The following is a 23,658-nucleotide window of genomic DNA, read 5'->3' on the forward strand; positions in this document are numbered from 1 at the left end:
TTGTGAGGATGGCGGAACGATCTCCGCCGCTGCGCGGCTCCGCTCCGAGGATGCGTTTCCTCCCCACCCTGAAGGACGGGGTTTCCACGCAAGGAGATTCCCATGATGCGCGGCACCGACGCCCAGCGCGAGATGGTCCAGGACGCCGTGAACCGCTGGTGGTGGCCGTCACTGATGATGTTCGGCCCGCCGGACGACAACTTCCCCAACTCGGCCGCTTCGATAGCCTGGAAGATCAAGCGGCACAGCAACGACGAACTGCGCCAGCGCTTCGTCGACATGACCGTCCCGCAGGCGGCCTAGCTCGGCGTGACCCTGCCCGACCCCGAGCTGCGCTGGGACCAGGAGCGCGGCCACCACGACTTCGGTACGCCGGACTGGGACGAGTTCCAGCGCGTGATCTCCGGCGACGGCCCCTGCAACGCCCAGCGCATCGAGCGGCGCCGGACCGCCCACGAGGAAGGCACATGGGTGCGCGAGGCGGCCGCCGCACACCCCGCCAAACAGACCACCCGGGCACACAAGGGAGCGACAGCATGAGTACCACGCAGCATCAGAGGGACGATTGGCCGCTGTATGAGGTGTTCGTGCACGGAAAGCACGACCTGAACCACGTCCATGTGGGTTCGTTGCACGCCGCCGACGACCGTATGGCCCTCACCCACACCCGGGACCTGTACACCCGGCGCAACGAGGGCGTGAGTATCTGGGCGGTGCGCTCCGAGCACATCGCGGCCTCCACACGCGACGAGAAGGACCCGTTCTTCGCGCCCAGCGCCGACAAGGTGTACCGGCACCCGACCTTCTACGACATCCCCGACGACGTCCCCCACATCTAGGAGCAGGACCTGAGCGATGACCACGTCCACCTGTACCTGGCCGAGGGACACGAAGGCGACGAGCGCTGGGCCTTCGGCACCGGCTTCGAGGACCCCCTGTACGGCGTGGACACCGCCGTGCCCGACGGCGCGAACACCGCGGAGCTGGCCGCATGCTGCCTGGCGCTCGGCGACGACGCCCTCGTCTCAGCCCAGCGCCCGGCCGAGCGGACCACCCGCGCCCCCGAACTGGAGGAGGAGGTGGCGCTCGCGAACATCGGCCTCGACCTGCTCGGCCAGGCCCGACTGCTGTACGCGCGCTGCGGCCAGGTCGACGGCACCGGCGCGGGGAGGACGCATACGCCTACTTCCGCGACGCGGACGGCTTCCGCCCCGTGCGCCTGGCCGAACTGCCCAACGAGGACTTCGCGTTCTGCGTCGCACGGCTGCTGGTGCTGTCCAGCTGGCGGCTGGTGCACTTCCACGACCTCACCGCGTCTCCCGACCCGGTCCTTGCGGCCATCGCGGCGAAGGCGTGAAGGAACTGACCTACCACCGCCAGTACGCCGCGGAGTGGGTGGTCCGGCTCGGCGACGGCAGCGAGGAGTCCCACGCCGGACGCCGGCCGCACTGGAGCAAGTGTGCGCGTATTTGGGCGAGTTGTTCACCGCCTGCCACGCCCGGGAGGAGGTGGCCGCCGTTCTGCGCCAGGTCACGCAGGCCGCAGGGCTGCCCCTCCCGGCAGAATGGCCGCGCCGACCGTCCCGCACCGTCACCCTGCTGCACCGCGAAGGCGCCTACGACTCCCCGCTACGGGGGGAAGGTCAGTGTTGACATGGCGTGTGTCGAGCGTCAGCAAAAGCTGCGCCGCCTGCTTGGCGTGGCGGGCCGGCGCGGGGGTGCCTGAGATGGCGGCGGTGGTCATGGCTCCCTCGGCCAGCAGGGCGATCTGGGTGCCGGTATCTGGTGCTGCTCCCGCAGCTGCTGCCAGTTCCCGCAAGTAGGCGTGGAAGACGTCCTTGTGGTGCCGGGCCGCGGCAGCGACCTGGGGTGACGTGCCGCCCAGCTCGCCGAAGGAGTTGACGAAGGCGCACCCGTGGAAGTCGGGCTGGGTGAACCAGTCTTCCAGCCAGTCGAAGACGACGAGCAGCCGCTCCCGCGGGGTCTCCACGGCTGTCTCGACATGGCTGGTAAGGCTTTGAAGCCAGCGGACATCCCTACGGGCCAGGTAGGCCTCGACGAGATCTCCCTTGGAGGGAAACAGCTGATAGAGGCGCCGCAGCGTGACGCTCGAGGCGTCGCGGATCACATCCATGCCGACGGCTTGGATGCCTCGGGCATAGAAGAGGTCTTCGGCGGCGTCCAAGATGCGTTCGCGTGCCAGATCGCTGTCCAAGTTTTCCGCCCCTTGCATGAGAACCATCGTTCCCCTACTGTAGAGGACATAGCGAGAACGATCGTTCTCACCGCCATGGGGGCCTCCCAGAGGAGTACGTCATGTCCGAGCAGCGTCCGCCGTTCCCGCCGTTCACCCGGGAAACGGCGATCACCAAGGTCCGCCTCGCCGAAGACGGCTGGAACACCCGCGACCCCCAGAAGGTCGCCCTCGCCTACACACCCGACTCACGCTGGCGCAACCGTGCGGAGTTCGTGACCGGCCGCGACGAAATCGCGAAGCTCCTGACCCGCAAGTGGAACCGGGAACTGGACTACCGCCTCATCAAGGAGCTGTGGGCGTTCGACGGGAACCGCATCGCGGTGCGGTTCGCCTACGAGTACCACGACGACTCCGGCCAGTGGTTCCGCGCCTACGGCAACGAGAACTGGGAGTTCGACGACAACGGCCTCATGCGCGTGCGCCACGCCAGCATCAACGACCTGCCCATCGCCGAAGAGGAGCGCAAGTACCACTGGCCGCTGGGCCGCCGCCCCGACGACCACCCGGGCCTCTCCGACCTCGGGCTCTAAACCCTCACCCGGCGGCGGCCAGGAGCGCGACCGTAACCGGGCATCCACGCCCCGTGCCCGGCGCCCTCCCACCCAGCACGAGCGGCCAACCGCACTGCAACGGCCGGCAACCCGCTCCGACTGCGAGCCACAGCCGACCACCCCGCCGGCGCCCGGGGCAATCAGGACCCAGGTCGCGCCTTCCCCCTGGCACGGGGCGCCCAACCGTGCGGCCCAGCTCATCACCGCGTGCATCCACTACGCGCACCCTGCGCCAGGGAATCCGGAGCCGTGGCGCGTCCCGGTGTCGGTGAAGTTCGAAAGCCGACCCGATGCTAACCCTTGGATTCCAAGGTGGCTTCACCTGATCGTCGCAACAATGCAGGCCCATGGTGCCAGAGCGGCGGTGAATGCCTGGGCAGGGGTATGCCAACTCAGAGTTTAGCGGGGCCGGTTGTTCAGCCGGTGCTCGATGGCGCGGAGATCGTCCATGGTGTAGAGGGACAGGTTGGTGCGCTTGGGCAGGTACTGGCGGACCAGGCCGTTGGTGTTCTCGTTCGTGCCCCGCTGCCAGGGGCTGCTTGGGTGGGCGAAGAAAATGCCGTCATCGAAGTAGGGCGCGAGTTCGTGATGGCGGGCCATCTTGGAGCCTTGGTCACAGGTGGGACTCCGTCGGGCGTGCTCCGGCAGCTGACTGAGGACGGTGATCAAGGCATCGCGTAAGTGGCTGGCCGAGTGTCCCTCGGGCAGCGGGACCAGGCGGAGGTAGCGGGTGCGTCGCTCGACGAGGGTGGCGACGGCGGACTGGCTGCGGACGCCCACGACGAGGTCTCCTTCCCATTCGCCCAGACGCTCGCGCAGCTCGATGACGGGTGGCCTGCTGTCGAAGAGGGCGGCTGGCGTGACAAATCTCGGCATGCGCTGGTCAGGGCGGCGGCGCTTCTTCCGCAGCGGCCGGCCGGTGCGGAGCTTCCGCGTCAGAGGCCTGCTCAGGCCGCCTTTCGCGCCCTGGTAGAGGGCTCGGTACATGGTCTCGTGGCAAAGGTGGTGCCTCTCCGGCCGGTCGGGCCAGCGGGTCCGCAGGTGCGAAGCGATCTGTTCGGGGCTCCACTCCAGATCCAGCTTGGACTGGACCTCGGCCTTGAGCTCAGGATCCGTGGCCAGCTTGGCGCGTCTGGGCGTCCGGCTCGCTCACGGCAGCGGTGATGAGCCAGGTCAGCGTCATATCGGCCGTAGTCGTGCGGGCGACTGTTCCGTCGCAATTCGCGGCTGACCGTCGATGGAGCCCGTCCGAGCAGGCCGGCTATCTCTCGGATCGTCAGGCCGCGTTCACGTAGCGAGGCAATCCTGCGGCGTTCCAACAGCGACAGGTACCGGCCGGACCGAGAGGACTCCGGGAGATAGTCCGGCCTCAGGCCGCCGTTCTCCGCCCGCCACCGGTAGCCCGTCTTACGCCCGATCCCGAGTTGCCTGCACGCCTCGACGCTGCCCACCCCGGCCGCCAGAAGCCGCCAGTACTCGGCCTCGAGCTCCAGCCTGCGCTTGCGTCCCCGCCTCGCCATCAACACTCCACAATGATCAAGGAATGTTGCGACAAGCGTTAGAACCCAAGGTCGGAGACTGGTCCACTTTTAGAAGACCACCGACATTCCGGCAGGCAGCGGACGTGACAGGCCGGACTCGAGCACGCGCCGCAAGACACGCTCGCCCGTCTCGGTGTGCGCGCGCCCGGCGCGTTTCGAGTGCGCCGTACTCCCTCGACCGGCACCATCCGCCGCGTCCTGGAAGCCGTGTGCCCCGGCGGGCTCGCCGACCTGCTCGGCTACGACCCGGCCGGCACGAGCAGCCTCGCGGTGGACGGCAAGAGCGCCCGCGGCTCGCGTACCGAGTCGGTAAAGGCCGCCCACCTGCTGTCCGCTGTCACGGCCAACGGACGCATCGTCAGCCAGCTGCGAGTGCCGGACAAGACCACTGAGGTCACCGCCCTCGAGCCGCTGCTCACCCCGTTCGACCTGAGGGGCGAGGTGGTCACCGCGGATGCGCTGCACACCACCGCTGCACACGCGCATTTCCTGGTGGAGAAGAAGCAGGCGCACTACCTGCTGGCGGTCAAGGCCAACCAGCCGGCGCTGCTCGCGACGCTGCGGGCGCTGCCCTGGCAGGAGGCCACCGCCCGGTTCCCCGAGCACGACAGCGGCCACGGGCGGCAAGAGACCCGCTCGGTGCGCGCGCTGACCGTCACCGATCTGGGCCTGGGTTTTCCGCACCTGGTGCAGGCGGCGCGGATCCACCCATGGCGCCGCGGCAGACCGGATGGACCCTAATACGCCGAAATCAGTAAGTGAACCCCATCCGGGTCGACCCCGTAGTTTTCAACGATGCCCTGTCTATACGGGCTTTGGACAGACGAAGGGGTCTTGCATGCTGCAGGAGACGGTGGACAGGCCGACGTATTCAGTCGAGCTCACGGACGCCGCGATAGCCAAGGTCGCCGACCTGCTGCGCCGCGAGAAGCCCGGACTGGCATTGCAGATCTCCGTGCAGCCGGGCGGCTGCTCAGGGCTGCGCTACCAACTATTCTTCACCGACAAGTACGCGAAGGTTCTCGCCAAGACGCTGGCAGAACATGATGACGAGGGGTTCGCGGAAGAAGACGACACCCACACGGCGGTCCAGCGCGCCGCTCTGGTGGCGGACAAGATGTCGGTGCTGTGGTACGACCGGTTCGCCGTGGTGATCGATCCTCAAAGCGGCCCCTATCTCACGGGGGCGAGCATCGACTACCAGGACACGCTGCAGAAGTCAGGATTCACGATCGACAATCCGAACGCGAAGGGTTCCTGCGCCTGCGGCGACTCGTTCCAATGAACCCGCAAGACGACGCTGTCGAAGTACCGGCCGCCTGGCTGCGCGCGCAGGATGGCGCAAGCTGGCTCATCACGCACAGCGGCGCATGCTGGCCCCAGGCGTCGTTCGAGTACCGCTCCGTGCATGACGTCCTAGCCCTGACGCTGCTGTTCGCAGGCCGAGACACCCCCTTGCTCAACGTCAACCAGACCCAGCCCGGTGCACTGCGCACGCTGGTAGCCGACGACGTGGAATGGGCCGTATGGTGCCAGGGATGCCTCGATCCCGGCGTCCCGGATCTGCTGCGTGCAGACAAGGAACTCGCCACAAGGGCATTCCGCTACCTGGCAGCAAGCCGACTACTCGGCGGCTCCCTCGACGAGGCACTGGATATACGCGCAGTTATAGCAGCATCCCGCGCAGCGGGCGTAAGCGTCGGCGTGGCGTTAGCCCAGCGGGTGCTCGACCCACCTCCACGCCGGTGCCACACCAACCACTGGCCAGGCACCACGTGACAGGCTCCCGGCCACCCGGCCGGGAGCCTCCCAACTGTACGGCGGCTACTCACACACTCCCCCAAATTGTCATGACCGGCTCAGGCCAAGCTTTCCGGGCAGACCTTCGCGGTCTCGTCGGCCGTGACCAGCTGGATGCGGCGTGTCCCGTCAGGGCCGAGCAGCAACGTCATATCGTTGAGCAAGCCCGTGACTCCTGCGTGATCGTTCTGCCTCAAGAACAGAAATGATCACGCGAGGGCACGGGCGTCTTCGTGCTCGGGACACCAACTCCGTCACCAACCGCGACAGGACGTCAGCGATCCAGGCGAGGCGCACCGCTCAAGCTCGAGGACCCGCGAAACCCCACAGTCAACACACTGCGCGACGCCGGTCACCACAGCATCGCCGCCGGCCTACGGCAGGTCTCCTACACGCCCTTCACGCCCCCGCTCGACCTGCTCGGACTCACTTGACCTGCACCGAAATGATCACCAGGACTTTGAATCAGCCCCGACCCTGCTACCGCCCCAGAGGGCGGCCAGCGGAGCAATTCGAGGTCTGCGGATAAACAACTGGGCTCTGCCCTGTCAACGACCGCTGCGGCGCAGACGAAGAGGTCGCCGACCTAGCCATCGCCGCAGCGGCGGCCCTTTGCTCATTCAACGCCCGCTCGATCCACGTTCGCTGATCTGGCAGCCTTGCAAACTCCATCAGTTCCGTAGCCCTCTGATCTTCAGGCACGCCCAACCCATATTCAAGCCCACGCCGAGTGCTCGCCCACCGTTCCGCCCCAGCCCTCATTTCATCATGGACACAGGAACCAGTGGCTGTAGCTACTGCCGACGATGGCGGCAACTGCACGCTGCCCACGGAGGGAACGGGCCCAGGGGCTGCAGGCGCCAAGGTCGACGGAACCGCAGCCGCAGCTTCCGCCTTCCTCGCCTTCCTCGTCTCATTGCCTTTCCGAGCTTTCTCACTCCGCTGCTGGGGCGTCTGAGTGGCCGCGGCTCGCAGAGCGGACGTGAGGCGACCCCTGAGGTGTGGACACTCTGACAATGGATCTTGCAGATCCAAGGGAAGGTGTCCTGGTGGGATGTAAGTCTCCGTATCCGGCGGAGTTCAGGAACGATGCCGTCGCGCTGTACCGCGCGGCGGGTGGGAAGCGCACGTACGCGGCGGTCGCGGCGGATGTCGGGGTGACCGGCGAGACCTTGCGGAGCTGGGTGCGCCAGGCCGACGAGCACGCGGGCCGCGATCACAGCAGCGGCGAGCAGAGCGCGGAGACCCGGGAGGAGGAACTGGCTCGGCTGCGCGCGGAGAACGGCCGGCTGCGCAAGGCGGAGAAGGAGTGGGAACTCGAGCGGGAGATCCTGCGCCGGGCAGCGGCCTATTTCGCCAAGGAGATGAAGTGAAGACCCGCCGCTGGGACTTCGTCTCCGCCCACGCCGAGACCTTCAGCGTCCAGCGGATATGCCGGGCCCTTCGGGTCTCTCGCTCGGGCTACTACAGGTGGCTCGCCGGCGCGAAGACCCGCGCCGAGCGGCAGGCCGCCGACGACGCCCTGCTCGTGGAGATCCGTGAGATCCACACCGAACACAAGGGCACCTACGGAGTCCGGCGCGTCCATGCCGAACTGCGCGGCTTCGGGCACACAGTCAACCGCAAGCGCGTCGAGCGCCTGATGCGCATCAACCGGCTCGAGGGCCGCCACCTGCGGCGCCGCAAGCGCACCACAGTCCCCGACCGGCTCGCGCCGCCCGCCCCGGACCTCGTCCAACGTGACTTCACCGCCGGGCAGTTGGACGAGAAATGGTGCGGCGACATCACCTACGTGCAGGTCGGCGGCTCGTGGCTGTATCTCGCCTGCGTCCTGGACATCTGTTCACGCAGGGTGCTCGGCTGGTCGATGGCCACGCACATGCGCACTGAACTGGTCATCGACGCCCTGACGATGGCGGTGGCGACCCGCGGCGGCCACGTGGACGGGGTCATTTTCCACGCGGACCGCGGCTCGCAGTACACCTCGTCCGCGTTCGCGCAGGTCTGCGACGGTTTCGGCATCCACCGGAGCATGGGGCGGGTCGGCTCGAGCTACGAGGTGAGTCGGCGACGGGAATCTCGCCCGTCGCCGCTCTCAGAACCGTGCGTGAACCTCGCGACTCACACGGCTCCCATTGTTGAACCAGTAGGCAACGCACCGTGCTTCCAGTGAGCGAACATGCCCGGGAATGCTGAGGCAATCTCAGCCAGCCTCCTCCGGGCCTTCCTTGAGGCACGACGAAACCGTTTGTACTTCCTCTGGGCTCATTTCACCAGGAAAGGGTTGATCTGCTGTTCCAGAAACCTGATCAACCTGGACTTGTAGAAGTGCCCATAGTAGTTGATCCATCCCGCCACGACGGGGTTGATCATCGCGGCGATCTCCTGAAAGCTCAGCTTGGTACAGCGACCCAGTCGCCAACTCCGGATAGCCCTCGCCATAGACTTCATGGCTGTTTTGCTCACTGCGGGCAGGAAGCCAGTCTTCAGCCTCCCATCCCGCAAGCGGGCTGCCCGAGGACGGAAGGTGTACCCCAGGAACGTGAACTCCGTGACCGGGAAATCCCGTTCACGACCTTCCTGCTTGCAGTACACCACCCTGGTTTTCTCTGGATGAAGACGCAATCCGAACTGCAGCAGCCTGCGCTCGATGACATCGCGGACGAAATTCGCCTGCTTCTCACTGGCGCAGTGCACCACAGCGTCGTCGCCGTACCGCTCGAATCTGATCGCCGGATACTCCCGAGCCAACCACGCGTCGAACGCGTAGTGCATGAACAGATTCGACAACAGAGGTGAAATAGAAGACCCTTGAGGAGTCCCCTTTTTCCGTCTGACAAGCGTTCCGTTGGGCTGTTGCACAGGGGCGACAAGCCATCGCTTCACATACAACAGAACCCACGAGAGATTGGTATGCCTTTCGACTGCCGCGACGATGGGGCCGTGCGGGACGTTGTCGAAGAAGCCCTGGATATCAAGATCGATCACCCAAGGATGCCTCCAGCACCGCTGCTTGCACGTCTCCACCGCCTCCAATGCGGAGCGCCTCGGGCGATAGCCATACGAGTCCTGATGGAAGACCTGTTCCGCATCAGGCTCCAACGTCATGGCCACTACCGTCTGGGCAATCCTGTCGGCCACGGTCGGAACCCCAAGGCTCCGAGTCCCACCGCCGGCTTTAGGAATATCAACCGCTCTCACGGGTGGAGGGAAGTAGCTTCCCGAGGACAGCCGGTTCCACAGCCTGTACAGGTTGTTCTTCTCATCCTGCTCAAACTCCGCTAACGACTGCCCGTCCACCCCAGCCGCTCCCCTGTTGGCCTTGACCTTCAGGTATGCGTTCCAGACCAGCCGTTTCGGAATGTCAAACGACTTGCCCGCTGATCTTGTCTCGACCATCCGACTCCTCCCATCTCTGGTTGATCGCCGATCGACGCCCAACAACACGTCCCCTTCGCTCCGCCTCTATTACGAAGGTCTCATCACTACTACGGGACGTTCCGCCCTCCCGACGCGCGACTGGTACTCCGGCTCTCATGACTCTTCGCCACTTGCGCCTCTCCCTCTTGCAAGCCACGTCAACCCGTGGATCGCGGTTTCACGTCAAGGAGTTCTCCAGTTCCGTTGTGAAGCCCGGACTGAGCTCGCGCCACCTTCATGCCGGACACCGCCAGACCAGTAGACAGGTTCCCGTCTGGCTTGTCCCAGGACAGCATTGAGGCCCTGGTTTTGATGTCGTCTAAGCTTTACGACACGTCATCAGCGGTTCACTTGCGTTCGCCTTCTCAGCCCATACCTGCCGCATTCAGTACGGCTTTTCCATGACGCTCACCACCACGGCTCATTCACCGCAGCAGCTCATGGTGGTTTGGCACCTGCACCTGCATGCCGATGCCGAAGGACCTACCTTCATCTCCACAACAGCATGGCGATTGTTCGACCTCCGTCTTCTACATCAGAACCTCACAATCACCTTCTGGACACACCAATGCCCTCGCCGAGTCGTTCTGGCAGGGACTCAAGAGAGAGACGATGCACCAGAGGCTGTTCTCGACGATGGGCCAGGCGAGGCTGGAGATCTTCCAGTGGCTCACCTACTACAACTCCCGCAGACGCCACAGCGCCCTCAACTACCTCTCGCCATCCGAATTCGAGCAACAACAGCAGAGAGCACGTAAACTCACACTCGCAGCATGAGCCCCCGTGTCCACACTCCGGGGGACGCCTCACCTGGTCGCCGCCCCCAGTCATCCGCCAACCCCACGCCCAGCACCGTTACCCACGCCCGGCGCCGAAGAAGCCCTCACCGCCCAGAGGTTCACCTGGAACAGCGAGGTGGAACGCCCCACATGCGCCCTGAGCAAGTTGGGCCACTACGTCTTCCTCGGCGGATCTCCTACATGCCGCTGCCCACCCGCTGACCACCCCGCGACCTGCGTCCACGAAATGCCGGGCATTTGGGTTCGGCCAGGCAGGCGGTAGTCGACAGAGTGGCGCGCTCTGCCTCTCAGCCCTTCACCGCTCCGGACGTCAGGCCCTGGACTATGTGCCTGCTGGCGAAGGCGAACAGCAGCATCGTGGGCAGGATGGTGAGCACGGCCGCCGCGGACATCGAGCCCCAGTCGATGTTGAAGCTGGAGATGAAGCCGTTCAGCGCTGTGGGGACGGTCTTGTTGCTGTCGCTGTTCATCAGCGTCACGGACAGGAACAGTTCGTTCCAGCAGTTGACGAAGTTGAAGATGAACGCGGCGACGATTCCCGGGCGCATCACCGGCAGCAGCACGCGGAACAGCGCCCCGAACCGGGACAGCCCGTCGATCATGGCGGCCTCCTCCAGCGCGTCGGGGATGTTCTCGAAGAAGCCGCGCAGCATCACCGTGCAGAACGGGATGCACACGGCGATGTAGACGAGGATCAGCCCGAGGCGGTTGTCGACCAGCTTCAGGTCGGTCATCAGGAGGTAGAGCGGTCCCAGCGCGATGAACGACGGGATCATCTGGGTGACCAGGGCAGCCATCAGCAGGGCGGACTTGGTGCGGAACTCGAAGCGGGCCAGTACGTATGCCGAGAGCATCGAGATCGTGGTGGCTGCTGCGCCCGCCAGGGCGGCGACCACAAGGCTGTTGGTGAGGTAGGTCCCGAAGTCGGCCGTGCGGAACAGGCCGCTGTAGTTCTCCAGCGAGAGGTGCTCGGGCCAGTAGGCGATCGGGAAGCGGAAGATGTCGCCGGGTGCCTTGAGCGAGGTGACGGTGATCCAGTAGAGCGGAAAGACGGTGAAGAGCAACCACACCCCGAGGAAGGTGAACCTGACGGCCCGGCCGCCCGCGGTCTCCTTGCCGATCACGGCCTCACCCCTTTCTTCTCACGCGTGGCCACGAGGAAGAACACGGCGAATACCAGCAGCGCGGCCATCACGAGGAGGCCGAGCGCGGAGGCTTTGCCGTAGTCGCCCTGCTGAGTGATCTTGATCATCCAGGTGGTCACGATGTGTGTCTCGTTGTCCGGCCCGCCGCCGGTCATTCCGAAGATCAGGTCGGGGAAGTTGAAGATCCAGATCACCCGGAGCAGCACGGTCAGCGCCAGAGTGGTGCGGATGTAGGGGATCGTGATCCGGAAGAGCGTGCGCAGCTTGCCTGCGCCGTCCAGCGCGGCCGCCTCGTACAGCTCGTCGGGGATCGACTGGAGGGCGGCCAGGATCATGATTGCGAAGAAGGTGACGCCGTACCAGATGTTGGCGATCAGCACCGCTGCCATCGCCGTGTCCGGATCCGCCAGCCAGGCGATCGGTTCATCGATCAGTCCGGCTTTCTGCAGCAGGTCGTTGACGACACCGAACTCGCTGTTGAACAGCCAGCGGAACAGGATGCCGATGAGGAATCCGGAGATCGCCCAGGGAAAGAAAACCAGTGCCTGGTAGAGGCCGCGCAAGCGGAAGCGGCGGCGCAGCCACAGGGCCAGAGCGAAGCCGATCACCAGCTGCGGGACGATCGAACCGATCACCCAGACCGCGGTGTTGCCCAGCACCGTGCCCCACGCGGGGTCGGCGAAGACATCCCGGAAGTTCTTCAGCCCCACCCAGGACGTGTCGGTCAGGTCGGTCAGCTTCCAGTTACGGAAGGCCATTTGACCGCCCGCGATCACCGGGTAGTACGTGAAGACCGCCACGAAGACAGCGGCCGGCGCCAGATAGGCGGCAATCAGCATGCCACGCCGGGTCGTGAACTCCCGCCTGTGGCAGCCCCCTCGGGTAGTTCCTCCCTTGCGGGAGGCACTACCCGGGCCCGGCGTGGTCGTCTTCGTCGGTGTGGACGCGACGGACATGCCTACTGCTCCTGCTGCCACTTCTCGGTCCAGTACGCGTCCCAGCCCGCCAGAAGCTTCTTGGGCGTCGTCTTTCCGAGGATCATCTTCTGGACATCGGCGTCGGCCTTCTGCTGCCACTCGGTCCACCATGCGACGCCGCGCGGCTGGGTCACCACCAGGTACTTCTCCGGGTGCTCGGTCATGGTGACGTAGCTGGACCACGGGCCGGTCTTGTAGAAGGGGTCATTGGTGGCCGACTTGAGGATCGGCACCAGGCTGTTCTTCTTGGTGAACGTCGTCGACGCCCCGCCCTGAGAGAGGAACTCGACCAGCTCGACGGCCTCGGCCTTGTGCCCGCTGCCCTTCGCGACACCCCAGCCCGCGGTGGCCAGCGGCTGGACGGTCTTGCCGCCGGGTCCGGCCACCAGCGGCGCGGTGCTCCACTGACTCGTCGAGATCGCCTTGGACTGCGCGACGGTGGCGATCACCTCCGGGTCCTGGAGCAGAAAGGCCGTGGAACCGTTGGAGAAGGCCTCGACCATCTCCGGGTAACCCCAGGCGACTGACGACTTGGGGGACGCCTGCTGGAACAGCTTCAGATAGGTCGCCAGGGCGTCTTCCGCCTCGGGCGCGGAGAAGATCGTACGGCCGCTCTTGAGCTTGTAGCCGTTGGCCGGGTCGACCTGGTCGGCGAGGTACGCCTCGATCGCGGCGGTGGCGTTGCTCTGGGCGTTGGCGCCGCCGCGGAAGGCATAGCCGTAACGCCGCTTGGCCGGGTCGTTGATCGCGGAGGCCTGCTTCAGCAGTTCCTCCCAGGTGGCGGGAGGCTTGCTGAAGCCAGCCTTCTTGATCAGGTCGGTGCGGTAGAAGAGGCTCAGCCCGTAGAAGCCGTACGGGATGAAGTACGTGCGTCCCTTGGCGTCCTTGGCGGCCTTGGCAGCGTTGTCCGTCATTGCCTGCCAGCCCTTCCAGCCGTCGAGGTCCTTCTTCATGTCGTAGAGCCAGCCGTTGTTCGACCAGGGCCCCACGGTGATGTCCCGCACCTCCAGGACGTCGACGCCGCTGCCGGACTGCAGCATCTGCTGGATCTTCTGGTCGGCCTGCTCGGTGGGCGGGGAGATCAGGTTGACCTTGACCTTGGGGTGCTGCTGCTCGAAGTCGGCTATCAGATCCTTCAGCAGATCGGTGCGGGCGGGGTTCGTCAGGCTCTCCACCATGTTGAGGGTGACCGTTCCGCTCGAGCCGGGGCTCATGGTGGAACAGCCGGTCAGGATCATCGTGGTGGCCGTACCGAGAGCGAGAACTGCCGTCCTTCTTCTCATCGTGTTTCTTCTCATCGTGCTGACCTCTTCCCTGGGGTTTCTCGGGCCCACGCGCCAAGGACGGGGACGCATTCCTCGGCGAAGTACTCGTAGTCGGCGGCGGTGTTGTAGACGTGGGCGGACAGGCGCAGATAGCCGGCGCCGGCGAAGCTGGTGAACGCCGCCTCCACTTGCAGTTCGCGGGCCGCTCGGTCGCGCAGTGTGTCGGCCTCGATCCGGTCGGCGGCCAGGCCGTCGGGCAATCGCACCAGGCGCATGCCGGGCACCGGCATGCCGACGTCGACTCGGCTGTCCGCACCGGTCAGTTCACCGAGGGCCGCACCGATCACATGCGCGCCGTAGCCGGCCAGGTCGTCCATGTAGCGCCGTGCGGTGGGCCAGCCCCAGGTGCCCTCTACGAAGGCGAGAGCCGTCGGGGCGGCCAGATAGGCGGTGGCGTCGACCGTGCCCTGCTGGTCGAAGCGGTCGGGGTACGGATCGGCCGCGCCCCACGAGTCGATCAGCGGGCACAGGCCGTCACGCAGGGGGCCGCGGGCAACGAGCGCCGCGGTGCCGCGCGGGGCACAGCCCCACTTGTGTAGGTTGCCGGTCCAGAAGTCGTATGTCGCGTCGGCGAGCGGGTCCTCGACGAGTCCGGGCGCGTGGGCGCCGTCCACGAGCACGGGGATGCCTCGCTGGCGCGCCTCCGCGCCGATCCTTTCCACCGGCAGCCGGCGCGCGGTCGCCGAGGTGATCTGGTCGACGACGATGAGGTCGGTGGCATCGCCTAGTTCGGCGAGCACTGCCTGGTACGCCTGCTCCTCACCCGCGTTCAAGGGCACCCGGGCGGTACGGACGCGGCCGCCCCAGCGGCGCGCCAGCCGCTCGGCGCCCATCGTGACGGCCCCATAGCCGTGGTCAGTGACGACGATCTCTCCGCCGCGACGGCGTGTGAGGGCGGCGTAGACGACGCTGGCACCGGCGCTGGCGTTCGGCACCAGGGCGAGGTCGCCGGCGGAGACACGAAGAAAGGCGGCGAGCTCGAGGCGCGTCGTGGCGAGCCGCTGCGGCAGCGCCGGGAACCACACCACGGGCGAGCATTCCATCTCCGTGCGCAAGACTTCCTGCCGCTCCTGTGCCACCAGCGGAACCGCCCCGAAGGAGCCATGGTTCAGGTGCTTCAGGGCGGGGTCCAGCGACCACGCCCGGTCGGCGGGCCGACCGTCGGCCAGCAGCAGGGGGCGCGGCGCGGTGGTCACCTCGGTCTCGCTCACATGACTCCACATCTGGGCAGGGCACGCTGGGACGTCAGACAATCCCCGGGACACATCTGATGACTCGGCATCCTGACACGGATTTTTGGGGCCGGACAAGGGGTATACACTGAAAGTCATCAGATGACTTTCAGTGCGACCTTTGATGACTCGCTAGAATGTGCCCCCAGGGACCGTGGTGTGAGCGCAGGCCGTCGGGGGGAGAAGAGGGGTCGGATGTCAGCAGTGGAGAAGGCGTTCCACGGCCTACGGCACATGATCGCGACGGGACGCCTGGGTGCGGGTGAGCGCATTCCGCCCGAGGGTGAGCTCTGTGAGGAGCTGGGCGTCTCACGGGGGTCGCTGCGCGAGGCTGTACGGATGCTCGCCGCCCTGGGCGTGATCGAGCCACGGCACGGCTCCGGCACGTACGTCTCCCAGCTCAGGCCCGAGGACGTCATCGGCAGCCTCTCGTTGACCCTTGAACTCCTGCCGCTGTCCGGCCTGTTGGAGGTCTACGAGATCCGGCGCGTCCTCGAGGCCCATGTCGCCGCCCAGGCCGCGGCGCGCTGCACGCCGGAAACCGTGCGCAGGCTTTTCTCACTCATCGAGGAGATGGAGGCGACCGACGACCCGGCCAAGGCCTCCGAGCTCGACCACCGCTTCCACGCCGAGATCGCCCGGGTGGGCGGCAATCCCACCCTGGCCTCGCTGCTGGCGGTTTTCCGCTCCCGCTCCCGCAAGTACCAGGTCTTCACCCTGCCCGCAGGCCCTCAGCTCCGCAGCAAGAGCGACGAGGACCACCGCGTCCTGGCCAGCGCCATCGCCGACCGCGACCCCGTCGCGGCGGCCGGTGCGGCACAGGCGCACGTCGCCCAGACAGAGCGGTGGCTGCGCGCGTTCATGCCCCCCATGGAGGAGACCGGCGACCGGGACTGACCACCACTGCCGTGGGCGCCACCCGGGTGCGTACGCATTGCAGTGGCATGCCTCGAAGCGGTGCTGTCACGTTGCTGGGGGCGTGGTCTCTGACGGTGTGTCGGGGTGTGGTGGAGCTGGGTTTTGAGTCCTGGGTCAGGTCGCGGTGGGCCGGTCGGCCGTGCCGGTGATGTGGTCCCCGACGGTGAAGCGGAGGGTCATCTCGAAGTGGCGCCGAGCGGCGGTCAGGAGATGGCGCCGGGGCCGGAAATGAGGGGAGACGCCACTGAAGGCGGACAGGAACCGCTGGGCCGCGCCGGGTGAGCGGAAGTACCTCATGGCCCGCTCGCGCCGGCGGGTGGGCTGATGCGAATTCTCCACCCGATTGTCCAGTCCTTTGTGGGAACGGTGCTCGACGGGTGCTCGACCGAGGCCATGACCTCGCGGTGGGCGGCGCCCTAGGAGCGGAGCTTGTCGGTCATGAGCACCCGCGGGACGCGGCACTGCTTCTTCACCAGCTTGGCCATGAACCGCCTGGCTGCCTTCGCGTCACGTTTGGACTGCACAAGAACGTCGAGGACGGTGCCGTCCTGGTCCACAGCCTGCCAGAGGTACTGCCGCTCGCCGTTGATCTTCACAAAGACTTCGTCGGGATGCCACTTGTCACCGGCCACGGGCCGGCGGCTGCGCAGCCCGCCGGCATACGTCTGGCCGAACTTCAGACACCAGCGGCGGACCGTCTCGCAGGAGACGGTCACACCGCGCTGAAGCATCAACTCTTCCACCTCGCGAAAGCTGAGCGGGAAGCGGAAGTGCAGCCACACACAGTGCGCACGCCCCGACCGGCAGAGGTCGTCATGGTGCGAACCGCCGTACGGATCAACGGCTCAACCCCCCCTGCCGAAGTGGGGTAGCGGATGCAGAGCGCCGATCAATAACCAGCACATCTGCCGACGAACTGGCCACAGGGGCGGTCTCGGACCCCGCCGTCAGACGTCGCGATGCCGCTGCCACCATCAACGCCTGCGGTGGTGAAATCTCTGGAATGTGCGGAGGAGGCGGCGGATCCGAGGGCGTGTGGTGCGTGGGCAGGATCGGCTGAGTTTCTTTTCCCTTGGCCCGGAACGTTCCTGCGAAACTTGCGGCTTCTGCGGCTCCTGCCACGGCAAGACCAAGGCCCTGCAAAGTGGATGCCCCGCTGGCGATGCCGTACGCCGTTAGACCGGATCCGCAGCCTTGTATGCCAGAGTTGACATCACTTTTGCGATACGCCGCGTACAGGCTTCCAGTGGCCCAGACTCCAAATGCAGCGGCCCGCAGGGGTGGACTCTGGAGGTATCCAGCTGCCGAAAACAGTGTCATCTCGGCAACCTCGAGAAACTCTCCGACCAAATTCGGAGTGGATTGGGGTTGCTCCGCATTGCCCTTGTAGGCGGCCACCGCGGTATGAGCGAGCTGGACGGCTCCCGCTGCCGCGATTACGGCGGGGCCTGCACCTTGATCGGCCGACGACCCATGGGCGGCGCCCCGCGCCCAGAGAGCGGCACCACACGCTTGCACGGTGTTAACAAAAACACCCATCGCATCATTATTCCGAATGGATTCTGTCGCTTTTCCCAGACTTTTCAAGGAAAGACACCCATAACCGGCGGCCTTTGGAATACTTTCATGTGTAAACGATCCTACGGATAGACAGGCCAACGCACCCGTCATAGCCAGCTGCCCACCCCGGTCCCAATTAAGGTGAGCTTCCCGCTCGTCGGGCGACGAATGGCCGGCCCCCTCTCTATTTTCGGGCAAAGGCGAGCGAGTCACGTCCGTGGAATCGGACGACAAACCCCTCCCATCGAGCGATGATCCATTCGGCCTGACCGCATCGAACATTCGAACTCCCGGGAAGAAAAGGTCGCAACGTAGTCGCGAGATGTGATTTTTCGCCGACAGTGACAGTTGTCGATTTTGCTCATCTTACAATGGGAAGATGAACGGTACAATTCCAAGTCGTAACAAAGACTTCACCCATACCGAGGTGAAGATCGGTGGCAGGGGCGCGAACACGGAGCTTGCGCTTACTTGCATATGCGACTCACTCCGCAATGTTCTCCGCACTAGCCTCGATCGTTCGCGCGCCCTGCAAGGGAGAACAAAGCAGCGGTCCGTAGCATCACGCGAAGCCTGCGGCGTCGTTAGAGGCCCGCCTCTCCGGGCGGGAACAGGGAGTGCCGAGCCCCCGAAATCAGGGCGAAGGCCATGAAAGCAGCGAAGATCCTGGAGATGCAGCCGTGAAGGACTCCCCGGCGTATGGGTCGGTTCAACAAAATCGCGCCAGTGAGTTTCGCTGAACAGCAAGGGTTGGCGCTGCATGACGCTCTCGCAATACGGTTGCGGCGGCTACTGATCTTTGAGGCTGTGTTGACGAGTCGGCCATGTGCGGCATACCAGATGTATGGGGACTCGAACTCGCAGGCAACTGAGCCTGGTTGAGGCGGAGCGGCGGCGTTTGCAGGCGGCCGACTCATTCGAACAAGGGATGCGGCAGAGCAAGGTCGCGGAGGTGCTCGGGGCCAGTCGGCAGGCGGTCAGCCTGTGGCAACGGGCCTGGCGAGAGGGCGACAGCGACGCGCTGATGTCCATGGGCCCGGACGGCAGCTCGTACCTGTCCGCCGAGCAGGAAGCGGACCTCGCCAACGAGCTTCAGACTGACCCCGGGCGAGGGCTGGCGGGACAGCACAACTGACCGGCCGTGGCCGACAGCAACGGCGTACTGATCTGGCGGCGCGGGGCGTGGCGCCAAGTCGCGCCATGGCCCGGCAGACGGGGCGCCGCAGCCGGTGCTGTCGTCGTGGACTGGCCCAGGGCCCGGAGCAGCTGTCATGCCGGCCTCCCTCTTCTGGTCGGCCCTGAGTCACTGCCCAGCAATACACGGCGCCCCGACTGCTCGAGATGAGCCGGGGAACCACAGCCTGGCGGTGATGGGCTACGCCTGCCCAGAGCGCTCTCGTCTTCCTCGCTGGCCGCATAGGACGATCCGGCGGTTGTGCTGTCCGCGGCGGGAGTTCCGTGACTCGCGTACAGGACGGTGCTCTTCTGCTTCGTGCGCTCGACGGCGCTCTTCGCGACGAGCCGCTCAAGCGTGTTGCGCACGATGGCAGCGTCCCGGGTTCCCTCGGGGTACTCCTTCTCCAACTCGTTGGTGACCTCGCAGCCGTGCGCGGTTCCCCGGAGTGCTGGTCCAGGATGTGCTTGAGAAGATCGCCCAGCGAAGGCTCGGCGGCCTTGTTCGCCGTCGACTTGTCCGCCGAGGCCTTGGCCGTGGTCTTCTTGGCGGCGTTGGCGGCCTTCTTGGCCGGGTCGGTCCGCTGGGCGGCGGAGTTCTTGCCCGGCGCCGCAGGGCTGCTGGTCTCCTAGTGCCGCGGCTGCGGCACGGCCGCCTCCTCCGGCACGGCGGAGGCGTGGGTGAGGTCCTGTGGCTCGGTCACCGCGGGCATCTGCCGTACCAGTGGCGGCGGAGTCCGGGCCGGCAGTCGCGGCAGCCAGAGCGCTCTGCAGTCTGAGCGGCACCCCATCCTCCGCCTGCAACTGCTTCAGTAGAGCATGGAGGTTCTCCTGCTCACTACGCTTGGTCTCAAGCTCGCTGGCAAAACGGCCCGCGTACTTGCCCTGGATGGTGGCAGCCTCGCCGCGCATGGCAGTCACGCTCCTTGGTCTCTGGTGTGTTGCGCCGCGCATCGATGAAGTAGTGAGGATGCTACCCACCTGCAGGACTCCATAGCTGACATCCTGGCAGATCACACCTGTATAAGAACCACACACCGTTGGCATGCCGTGCCCGGCGCTCCGGAGCCCAGGTCTTTGTACGGGGCCGTGCGGCGCCGTGAGAATCCGTTGCCCTACCGGATGTGATGGGCCGGTAGGTGCCGTCCTTCAGACGGGATCGGATGTCCCGCAGGAAGGGCTCCACACCGATGTTCTCTTCGATGTAGGAGCAGGTGACGCCATCGGCCCCGGCACTACGCGATCAACGATTGGCCCGCACTCGTTCCCAGGCCACCCGAAGGGTGCCCAGGTCATAGACGAGCTTGAACAGATCGCGGAACTTCTGCTGCTGATCACCAGCAGCCCACTTGTGCAGTTTCGTCTGGACATGGAGTACTCGGGCCTGCGAATCCGCGTAAGACGGCCACGACGCGACGGTATTCACCGCCGATCTCCTCTCGACCAGCACCCGCTGCAAACCTGCTGCCCTCCTTCGCCGCGTGGACGGCTCTCCCGTCCTCCAACTACTACGAGGGCTCCGCCACGGCCGGGCACCATCAGCTGACGGTGAGCCTGCCCGCCGTCCGGCAGGATGCCGGACGGGAGGGGCAACACCCGGTCGCTTCCCACGTTCACTGCCCACCGGTCGGTGGGGTCGGGATCGAGCTTTACCCCGACAGCATCACCGCGAGTACGCCGCAGACATTCCTCGCGGTCTCCCGGGCCGCACAGACTGGACAACCCGGAACTGGCAGGCCACCAACTGAAGCCCGCCCAGCACTGCGTCGGCCCGCATCCGCCGGGTTCCGGGCCGCTTTCGAAGCACGGGGCATCAGACACTCGTTCGCGATCGCTATCCCTTCCCACCTCGTCAGCGCGGCCGGTGCGTCTGGCAGTACCGCTGCCGCTACGTTGTCGGGGCTGCTCCCGCCCTCCCCGGCACCTCCCGGATCAGGCTGTCCCCAACTTCCAGACTCTTGCTGCGACAAGGGCCCGGCACGGTCTCGCACCGTGCCCGGTAAAGCAGCGCCTCGTGGCGCGCAGTCCGCCTCGAAGAGCGGCTCCAGGACCGGCTTCAAGGAAGCCTGGACCACCCGGTCGCGGATCGTGTTGATCCCCAGGTAGCGGACCTTGCCGCCCCGCTTGGGATCCGAGGCTGCCGCACCGGCAAGGGCCGGGAGGTGCGGGCCTTCGATTCGGCCCGCAGCTCCGCGAGGAAGCCCTCAGTCCGCGCACGTCCTCTATGCAGTGGGTGGTCACGCCGTCCACTCCGGCCGTGCGCGCACAACATCACGCTAGGACGTACGACAAGGACGAGCATGGGATCGCCTACGGGGAGAGATCTTCCTATGGCGACGGAGGCCCCGTAGTAGTCGCCGTAGGCACGACCGGCCAAGAAGGACGGGAAACCGTCCGCATCGGGCGATCGGCGACAAGGATGCCGCAGTCCGGACCGGCGCTCCATGAAGCAACACCGGCGTGGTGGACGGCAACCTGATCACCGGTCAGAACCCGCAGTCCAGCACCGGCACGGCCGAGCGCGTCCTGAAGGCACTCGCCACCGCCTGAACCCCGGTGCAGGCTGGCGGCCGGAGTGCCGGGTGGCTTGCCGCCCCGCCACCGGCCGCCAGCCGTTTACACATCCACACTCACCGACGACGAAAGAGAGATGATCGCTGTGACGGCACCGGTCCTCAATCGAGGTCTCGACCACGTGGCCCTCCGCGTCTACGACATGGACGCCTCGGTGCACTTCTATACCCAGGCCCTCGTTCTTCCGGTTCGTCCGGGAGTGGCGCGTCCCCCAGGGCGGTGTCAGCCGCGCCGTGTTCCTCGACACCGGCGACGACCGTCTCATCGAGCTGTTCGACGCCTGCTCCACCCCACCCGGCGGGTCGGCGCAGGCCCTCGATCCGGCGCGGCGCCCCGCCGACGCGGAACGCGGACGGGTCGCCGCCCTGGTCCATTTCGCCATCCGTACCGACGACGTGCCCGCGCTCTTCGAGCGGGCCGTCGCCGCAGGGGCCCGCCCCCTGGGCGCCCCGATGAAGATCACCACGCAGGACGACGATCCGATGACCTTCCAGGCCGCGTTCGTCTACGGCCCCAACGACGAGGTCATCGAGTTCATCAACCGCGAGACGGCCGAGGGCGCCAGGCGAGGACCGGCGGCGGACGAGATCGACCGGTCCTGGCCGTCGTCACGTCGACGGGAGAGGCACTCCGTTTCTTCGACGGCCTGAGCTACGAACCCCTCGATGGCCTCCCGGTGACGGCGCAGCCGCACGAGATCGCAATCGACTACGCGGCCGGTCTGCTGTACGTCTCGCACACCTACCGCTCCGGTGTCTACACGGCGCCCGGGGAGAAGGCCCACGAGATCTCCGTGGTCGATCCCTACGGACGGGAAGTCGTCGAGGTCCTGTCGCTCGACCCCGAGGAGGCTCATCACGGGCTCGCCCTCGATCAGGACCGCGGCCTGCTCTACGCGACCGTCGAAGCCGGGCCCGCGGGCGGCGGGGCGATCGTGGTCATCGACACTGCCACACGCCGGCAGATCGACAGGATCGAGGTCGGCGCCCGCGGCCCGCACTGGTTCGCGATCACCCCGGACGGCCGCAAGGGCTACGCCACCAACAAGGCCGATCCCTTCATCTCCGTCCTCGACCTCGTCGAGCGCACACCCGCCGGGTGCATCCCCGCCCCGTACGGGACCGAGGAGATCGCCGTCTCACCGGACGGCCGCCTCGCGTACGCCGCGGGCAGGGCGCTTCACTACGACAACGAACGCGCCGGCGAGGCCCCGGCCACGCTGATGGTCATCGACACAGCCTCGGACGCGACCGACCGTCAGGAACCCCTGGACGCCCCAGCATGTCCGGTGCACGTGGCTACGGACGGACGCGTCCTGGTCGGCCTCGTCCGCAGGGACGGCAGGGGGGCGCCTGCGGACGGGCAGCTCACCGTCCTCTCCCCCGGCGGTCTCGCCCCATTCGTGACCGCTCCGGTTGGCGAGGTGCCGATCACCATCCGCACTACCCCGGCCGGCGAGCGTGCGTTCGTCGCCAACCTCCGCTCGGGCACCCTGCACGTCGTCGACCTCGCGACCGTCACCGTCACCGCCGTCCTGGACATCGACCCGGGAGACCCTGACAGCACCCCGGGCGCTCACGGGATCGTCTGACCGACCGCGCCTGATCGGAACTCTCATGCGCAGTCCCCAGGAAACCTTCCAGAACCACGTCCGGGCGCTCGCCGCCGGCGACCTCGACGCGCTCGCGGCCAACTTCGCGCCGGACGCGGTCTTCATCAGCTCTGCCGGCGTGCTGCGCGGACGCGAGGGCGTGAAGCAGGGCATCGGAGCTGTCCTGTGCCTATCTGCCGGACGCACAGTGGCACACCCCTGTTCGCCGGCGACGTCCTGTTCCTGGAGTGGGAGGGTCTAAATTGACACACCCCGTTCTGCTGGGTGAGGCCGATGGAGGACGCCGTGAACACACGGCTGCCCGTGCCCGTCGGGCGGCTGGACCGGCCGGGGAGTACCCAGAAAGCTCCGCTGGAGTTGTTCTCGACTGCTGGGCCGATGAACAGCTCGGGCTTTCCGTCCTTGTTCACGTCGCCTGCGGCGACCGTGGTACCGAAGAAGTCGTCGGTCTCGGAGACACCGGGGACTCCGGAGGTCTCCTGCGAGAAGGAGTACGAGCCGCTGCCGAGCGTGCCCGAGGCGCGGCCCGGGGTCTCGTACGGGGCGCCGACGACGATGTCCGCCAGTCCGTCCCGGTTGAGGTCGCTCACCGCCAGGGCTCCGCCGACGGCATCGTGCTTCTCGCTCGCACCAGGCACTCCGGCGGTGTCCTGCGTGAGCTGCACGGGCTTCGCATCGCTTGGGATGCCGCTGGCTGACCCGTACCAGACCAACGCGGCCACCCAACGCAACGTCGGTGTCCGCGACTTCGGGCTCGTCGGGGTCACCGACCAC

At 66.4% G+C, this 23,658-nt stretch carries 18 protein-coding genes and 8 pseudogenes; 15 read left to right on the forward strand and 11 right to left on the reverse strand.

What is annotated here, in order from left to right:
- Positions 1-102 precede the first annotated feature (102 nt).
- From AB0I54_RS43710 to paaC, 3 genes and pseudogenes are all read left to right on the forward strand, one after another.
- Positions 103-540, forward strand: a pseudogene (locus AB0I54_RS43710) (Phenylacetic acid catabolic protein); the annotation flags it as partial.
- Entirely contained in the window at positions 537-839 is a 303-nt protein-coding gene (gene paaB, locus AB0I54_RS43715) for a 1,2-phenylacetyl-CoA epoxidase subunit PaaB (protein ID WP_363301945.1), read from the forward strand. The pseudogene AB0I54_RS43710 and the gene paaB, both read left to right, overlap by 4 nt.
- Before the next feature lie 9 nt (positions 840-848).
- Positions 849-1,556: pseudogene (gene paaC / locus AB0I54_RS43720) on the forward strand (1,2-phenylacetyl-CoA epoxidase subunit PaaC); the annotation flags it as partial.
- Between the two features lie 34 nt (positions 1,557-1,590).
- Here paaC and AB0I54_RS43725 read toward each other — a convergent pair.
- Complete coding sequence (locus tag AB0I54_RS43725; protein WP_363301946.1) at positions 1,591-2,214, reverse strand: TetR/AcrR family transcriptional regulator; 624 nt, start codon at positions 2,212-2,214, stop codon at positions 1,591-1,593.
- Between the two features lie 101 nt (positions 2,215-2,315).
- On the opposite strand from AB0I54_RS43725, the gene AB0I54_RS43730 reads away from it, so the two are divergent.
- A complete protein-coding gene (locus AB0I54_RS43730; RefSeq protein WP_363301947.1) occupies positions 2,316-2,786 on the forward strand; it encodes a nuclear transport factor 2 family protein in 471 nt (156 codons plus the stop codon).
- A 420-nt stretch (positions 2,787-3,206) separates the two neighbouring features.
- Here AB0I54_RS43730 and AB0I54_RS43735 read toward each other — a convergent pair.
- Both AB0I54_RS43735 and AB0I54_RS43740 read right to left on the reverse strand, forming a co-directional pair.
- A pseudogene (locus AB0I54_RS43735) lies at positions 3,207-3,938 on the reverse strand (IS30 family transposase); the annotation flags it as partial.
- Positions 3,939-4,027: 89 nt separating this feature from the next.
- Positions 4,028-4,327, reverse strand: a pseudogene (locus AB0I54_RS43740) (helix-turn-helix domain-containing protein); the annotation flags it as partial.
- Between the two features lie 126 nt (positions 4,328-4,453).
- Here AB0I54_RS43740 and AB0I54_RS43745 point away from each other — a divergent pair.
- From AB0I54_RS43745 to AB0I54_RS43760, 4 genes and pseudogenes are all read left to right on the forward strand, one after another.
- A pseudogene (locus AB0I54_RS43745) lies at positions 4,454-5,053 on the forward strand (ISAs1 family transposase); the annotation flags it as partial.
- A 133-nt stretch (positions 5,054-5,186) separates the two neighbouring features.
- Complete coding sequence (locus AB0I54_RS43750) at positions 5,187-5,633, forward strand: iron-sulfur cluster assembly accessory protein (protein ID WP_363301948.1); 447 nt, start codon at positions 5,187-5,189, stop codon at positions 5,631-5,633.
- Complete coding sequence (locus AB0I54_RS43755) at positions 5,630-6,127, forward strand: hypothetical protein (protein ID WP_363301949.1); 498 nt, start codon at positions 5,630-5,632, stop codon at positions 6,125-6,127. Before AB0I54_RS43750 ends, AB0I54_RS43755 begins: the two co-directional genes overlap by 4 nt.
- A 1,070-nt stretch (positions 6,128-7,197) precedes the next feature.
- A pseudogene (locus AB0I54_RS43760) lies at positions 7,198-8,207 on the forward strand (IS3 family transposase); the annotation flags it as partial.
- A 206-nt stretch (positions 8,208-8,413) separates the two neighbouring features.
- On the opposite strand, the gene ltrA reads toward AB0I54_RS43760, so the two are convergent.
- On the reverse strand, positions 8,414-9,547 hold the full coding sequence (gene ltrA, locus AB0I54_RS43765) for a group II intron reverse transcriptase/maturase (RefSeq protein ID WP_363301950.1): 1,134 nt from the start codon (positions 9,545-9,547) through the stop codon (positions 8,414-8,416).
- A gap of 492 nt (positions 9,548-10,039) precedes the next feature.
- Between ltrA and AB0I54_RS43770 the strand changes: the two genes are divergently transcribed.
- Positions 10,040-10,345, forward strand: a complete 306-nt coding sequence (locus AB0I54_RS43770) for an integrase core domain-containing protein (protein ID WP_363301968.1) — start codon at positions 10,040-10,042, stop codon at positions 10,343-10,345.
- Positions 10,346-10,655: 310 nt separating this feature from the next.
- Here AB0I54_RS43770 and AB0I54_RS43775 read toward each other — a convergent pair whose 3' ends face one another.
- The 4 genes from AB0I54_RS43775 to AB0I54_RS43790 all read right to left on the reverse strand — a co-directional run bounded on the left by AB0I54_RS43775 (position 10,656) and on the right by AB0I54_RS43790 (position 15,026).
- Positions 10,656-11,492, reverse strand: a complete 837-nt coding sequence (locus AB0I54_RS43775) for a carbohydrate ABC transporter permease (RefSeq protein WP_363301951.1) — start codon at positions 11,490-11,492, stop codon at positions 10,656-10,658.
- Positions 11,489-12,352, reverse strand: coding sequence for a sugar ABC transporter permease (locus AB0I54_RS43780; protein ID WP_363301952.1), 864 nt, complete (start codon positions 12,350-12,352; stop codon positions 11,489-11,491). Before AB0I54_RS43780 ends, AB0I54_RS43775 begins: the two co-directional genes overlap by 4 nt.
- 119 nt (positions 12,353-12,471) lie before the next feature.
- A complete protein-coding gene (locus tag AB0I54_RS43785; RefSeq protein ID WP_363301953.1) occupies positions 12,472-13,773 on the reverse strand; it encodes a sugar ABC transporter substrate-binding protein in 1,302 nt (433 codons plus the stop codon).
- Between the two features lie 11 nt (positions 13,774-13,784).
- Complete coding sequence (locus AB0I54_RS43790) at positions 13,785-15,026, reverse strand: aminotransferase class V-fold PLP-dependent enzyme (protein WP_363301954.1); 1,242 nt, start codon at positions 15,024-15,026, stop codon at positions 13,785-13,787.
- Between the two features lie 216 nt (positions 15,027-15,242).
- Here AB0I54_RS43790 and AB0I54_RS43795 point away from each other — a divergent pair, with 216 nt between their 5' ends.
- On the forward strand, positions 15,243-15,944 hold the full coding sequence (locus AB0I54_RS43795) for an FCD domain-containing protein (protein ID WP_363301955.1): 702 nt from the start codon (positions 15,243-15,245) through the stop codon (positions 15,942-15,944).
- 135 nt (positions 15,945-16,079) lie between these two features.
- Here AB0I54_RS43795 and AB0I54_RS43800 read toward each other — a convergent pair.
- A pseudogene (locus AB0I54_RS43800) lies at positions 16,080-16,747 on the reverse strand (IS6 family transposase).
- Positions 16,748-18,369: 1,622 nt separating this feature from the next.
- On the opposite strand from AB0I54_RS43800, the gene AB0I54_RS43805 reads away from it, so the two are divergent.
- Positions 18,370-18,660 (forward strand): helix-turn-helix domain-containing protein, encoded by a 291-nt coding sequence (locus AB0I54_RS43805; RefSeq protein WP_363301956.1) that lies wholly within the window; start codon positions 18,370-18,372, stop codon positions 18,658-18,660.
- Between the two features lie 506 nt (positions 18,661-19,166).
- Positions 19,167-19,331 carry a hypothetical protein gene (locus tag AB0I54_RS43810; RefSeq protein WP_363301957.1) on the forward strand — a complete coding sequence of 55 codons (165 nt, stop codon included), beginning with the start codon at positions 19,167-19,169 and terminating at the stop codon, positions 19,329-19,331.
- Positions 19,332-19,941: 610 nt separating this feature from the next.
- On the opposite strand, the gene AB0I54_RS43815 is transcribed toward AB0I54_RS43810, so the two are convergent.
- Complete coding sequence (locus AB0I54_RS43815) at positions 19,942-20,124, reverse strand: hypothetical protein (protein WP_363301958.1); 183 nt, start codon at positions 20,122-20,124, stop codon at positions 19,942-19,944.
- 1,312 nt (positions 20,125-21,436) lie between these two features.
- Between AB0I54_RS43815 and AB0I54_RS43820 the strand changes: the two genes are divergently transcribed.
- The 3 genes from AB0I54_RS43820 to AB0I54_RS43830 are packed head-to-tail and all read left to right on the forward strand — an operon-like array spanning position 21,437 to position 23,125.
- On the forward strand, positions 21,437-21,922 hold the full coding sequence (locus AB0I54_RS43820; protein ID WP_363301969.1) for a VOC family protein: 486 nt from the start codon (positions 21,437-21,439) through the stop codon (positions 21,920-21,922).
- Positions 21,923-21,948: 26 nt separating this feature from the next.
- Positions 21,949-22,863, forward strand: coding sequence for a YncE family protein (locus AB0I54_RS43825; protein WP_363301959.1), 915 nt, complete (start codon positions 21,949-21,951; stop codon positions 22,861-22,863).
- Between the two features lie 25 nt (positions 22,864-22,888).
- Complete coding sequence (locus AB0I54_RS43830) at positions 22,889-23,125, forward strand: nuclear transport factor 2 family protein (protein WP_363301960.1); 237 nt, start codon at positions 22,889-22,891, stop codon at positions 23,123-23,125.
- Between the two features lie 139 nt (positions 23,126-23,264).
- Here AB0I54_RS43830 and AB0I54_RS43835 read toward each other — a convergent pair.
- A pseudogene (locus AB0I54_RS43835) lies at positions 23,265-23,651 on the reverse strand (VCBS repeat-containing protein); the annotation flags it as partial.
- Between the last annotated feature and the right edge of the window lie 7 nt (positions 23,652-23,658).

Source organism: Streptomyces sp. NPDC050625 (assembly GCF_040654755.1).
In the GTDB taxonomy this organism is placed as follows: Bacteria; Actinomycetota; Actinomycetes; order Streptomycetales; family Streptomycetaceae; genus Streptomyces.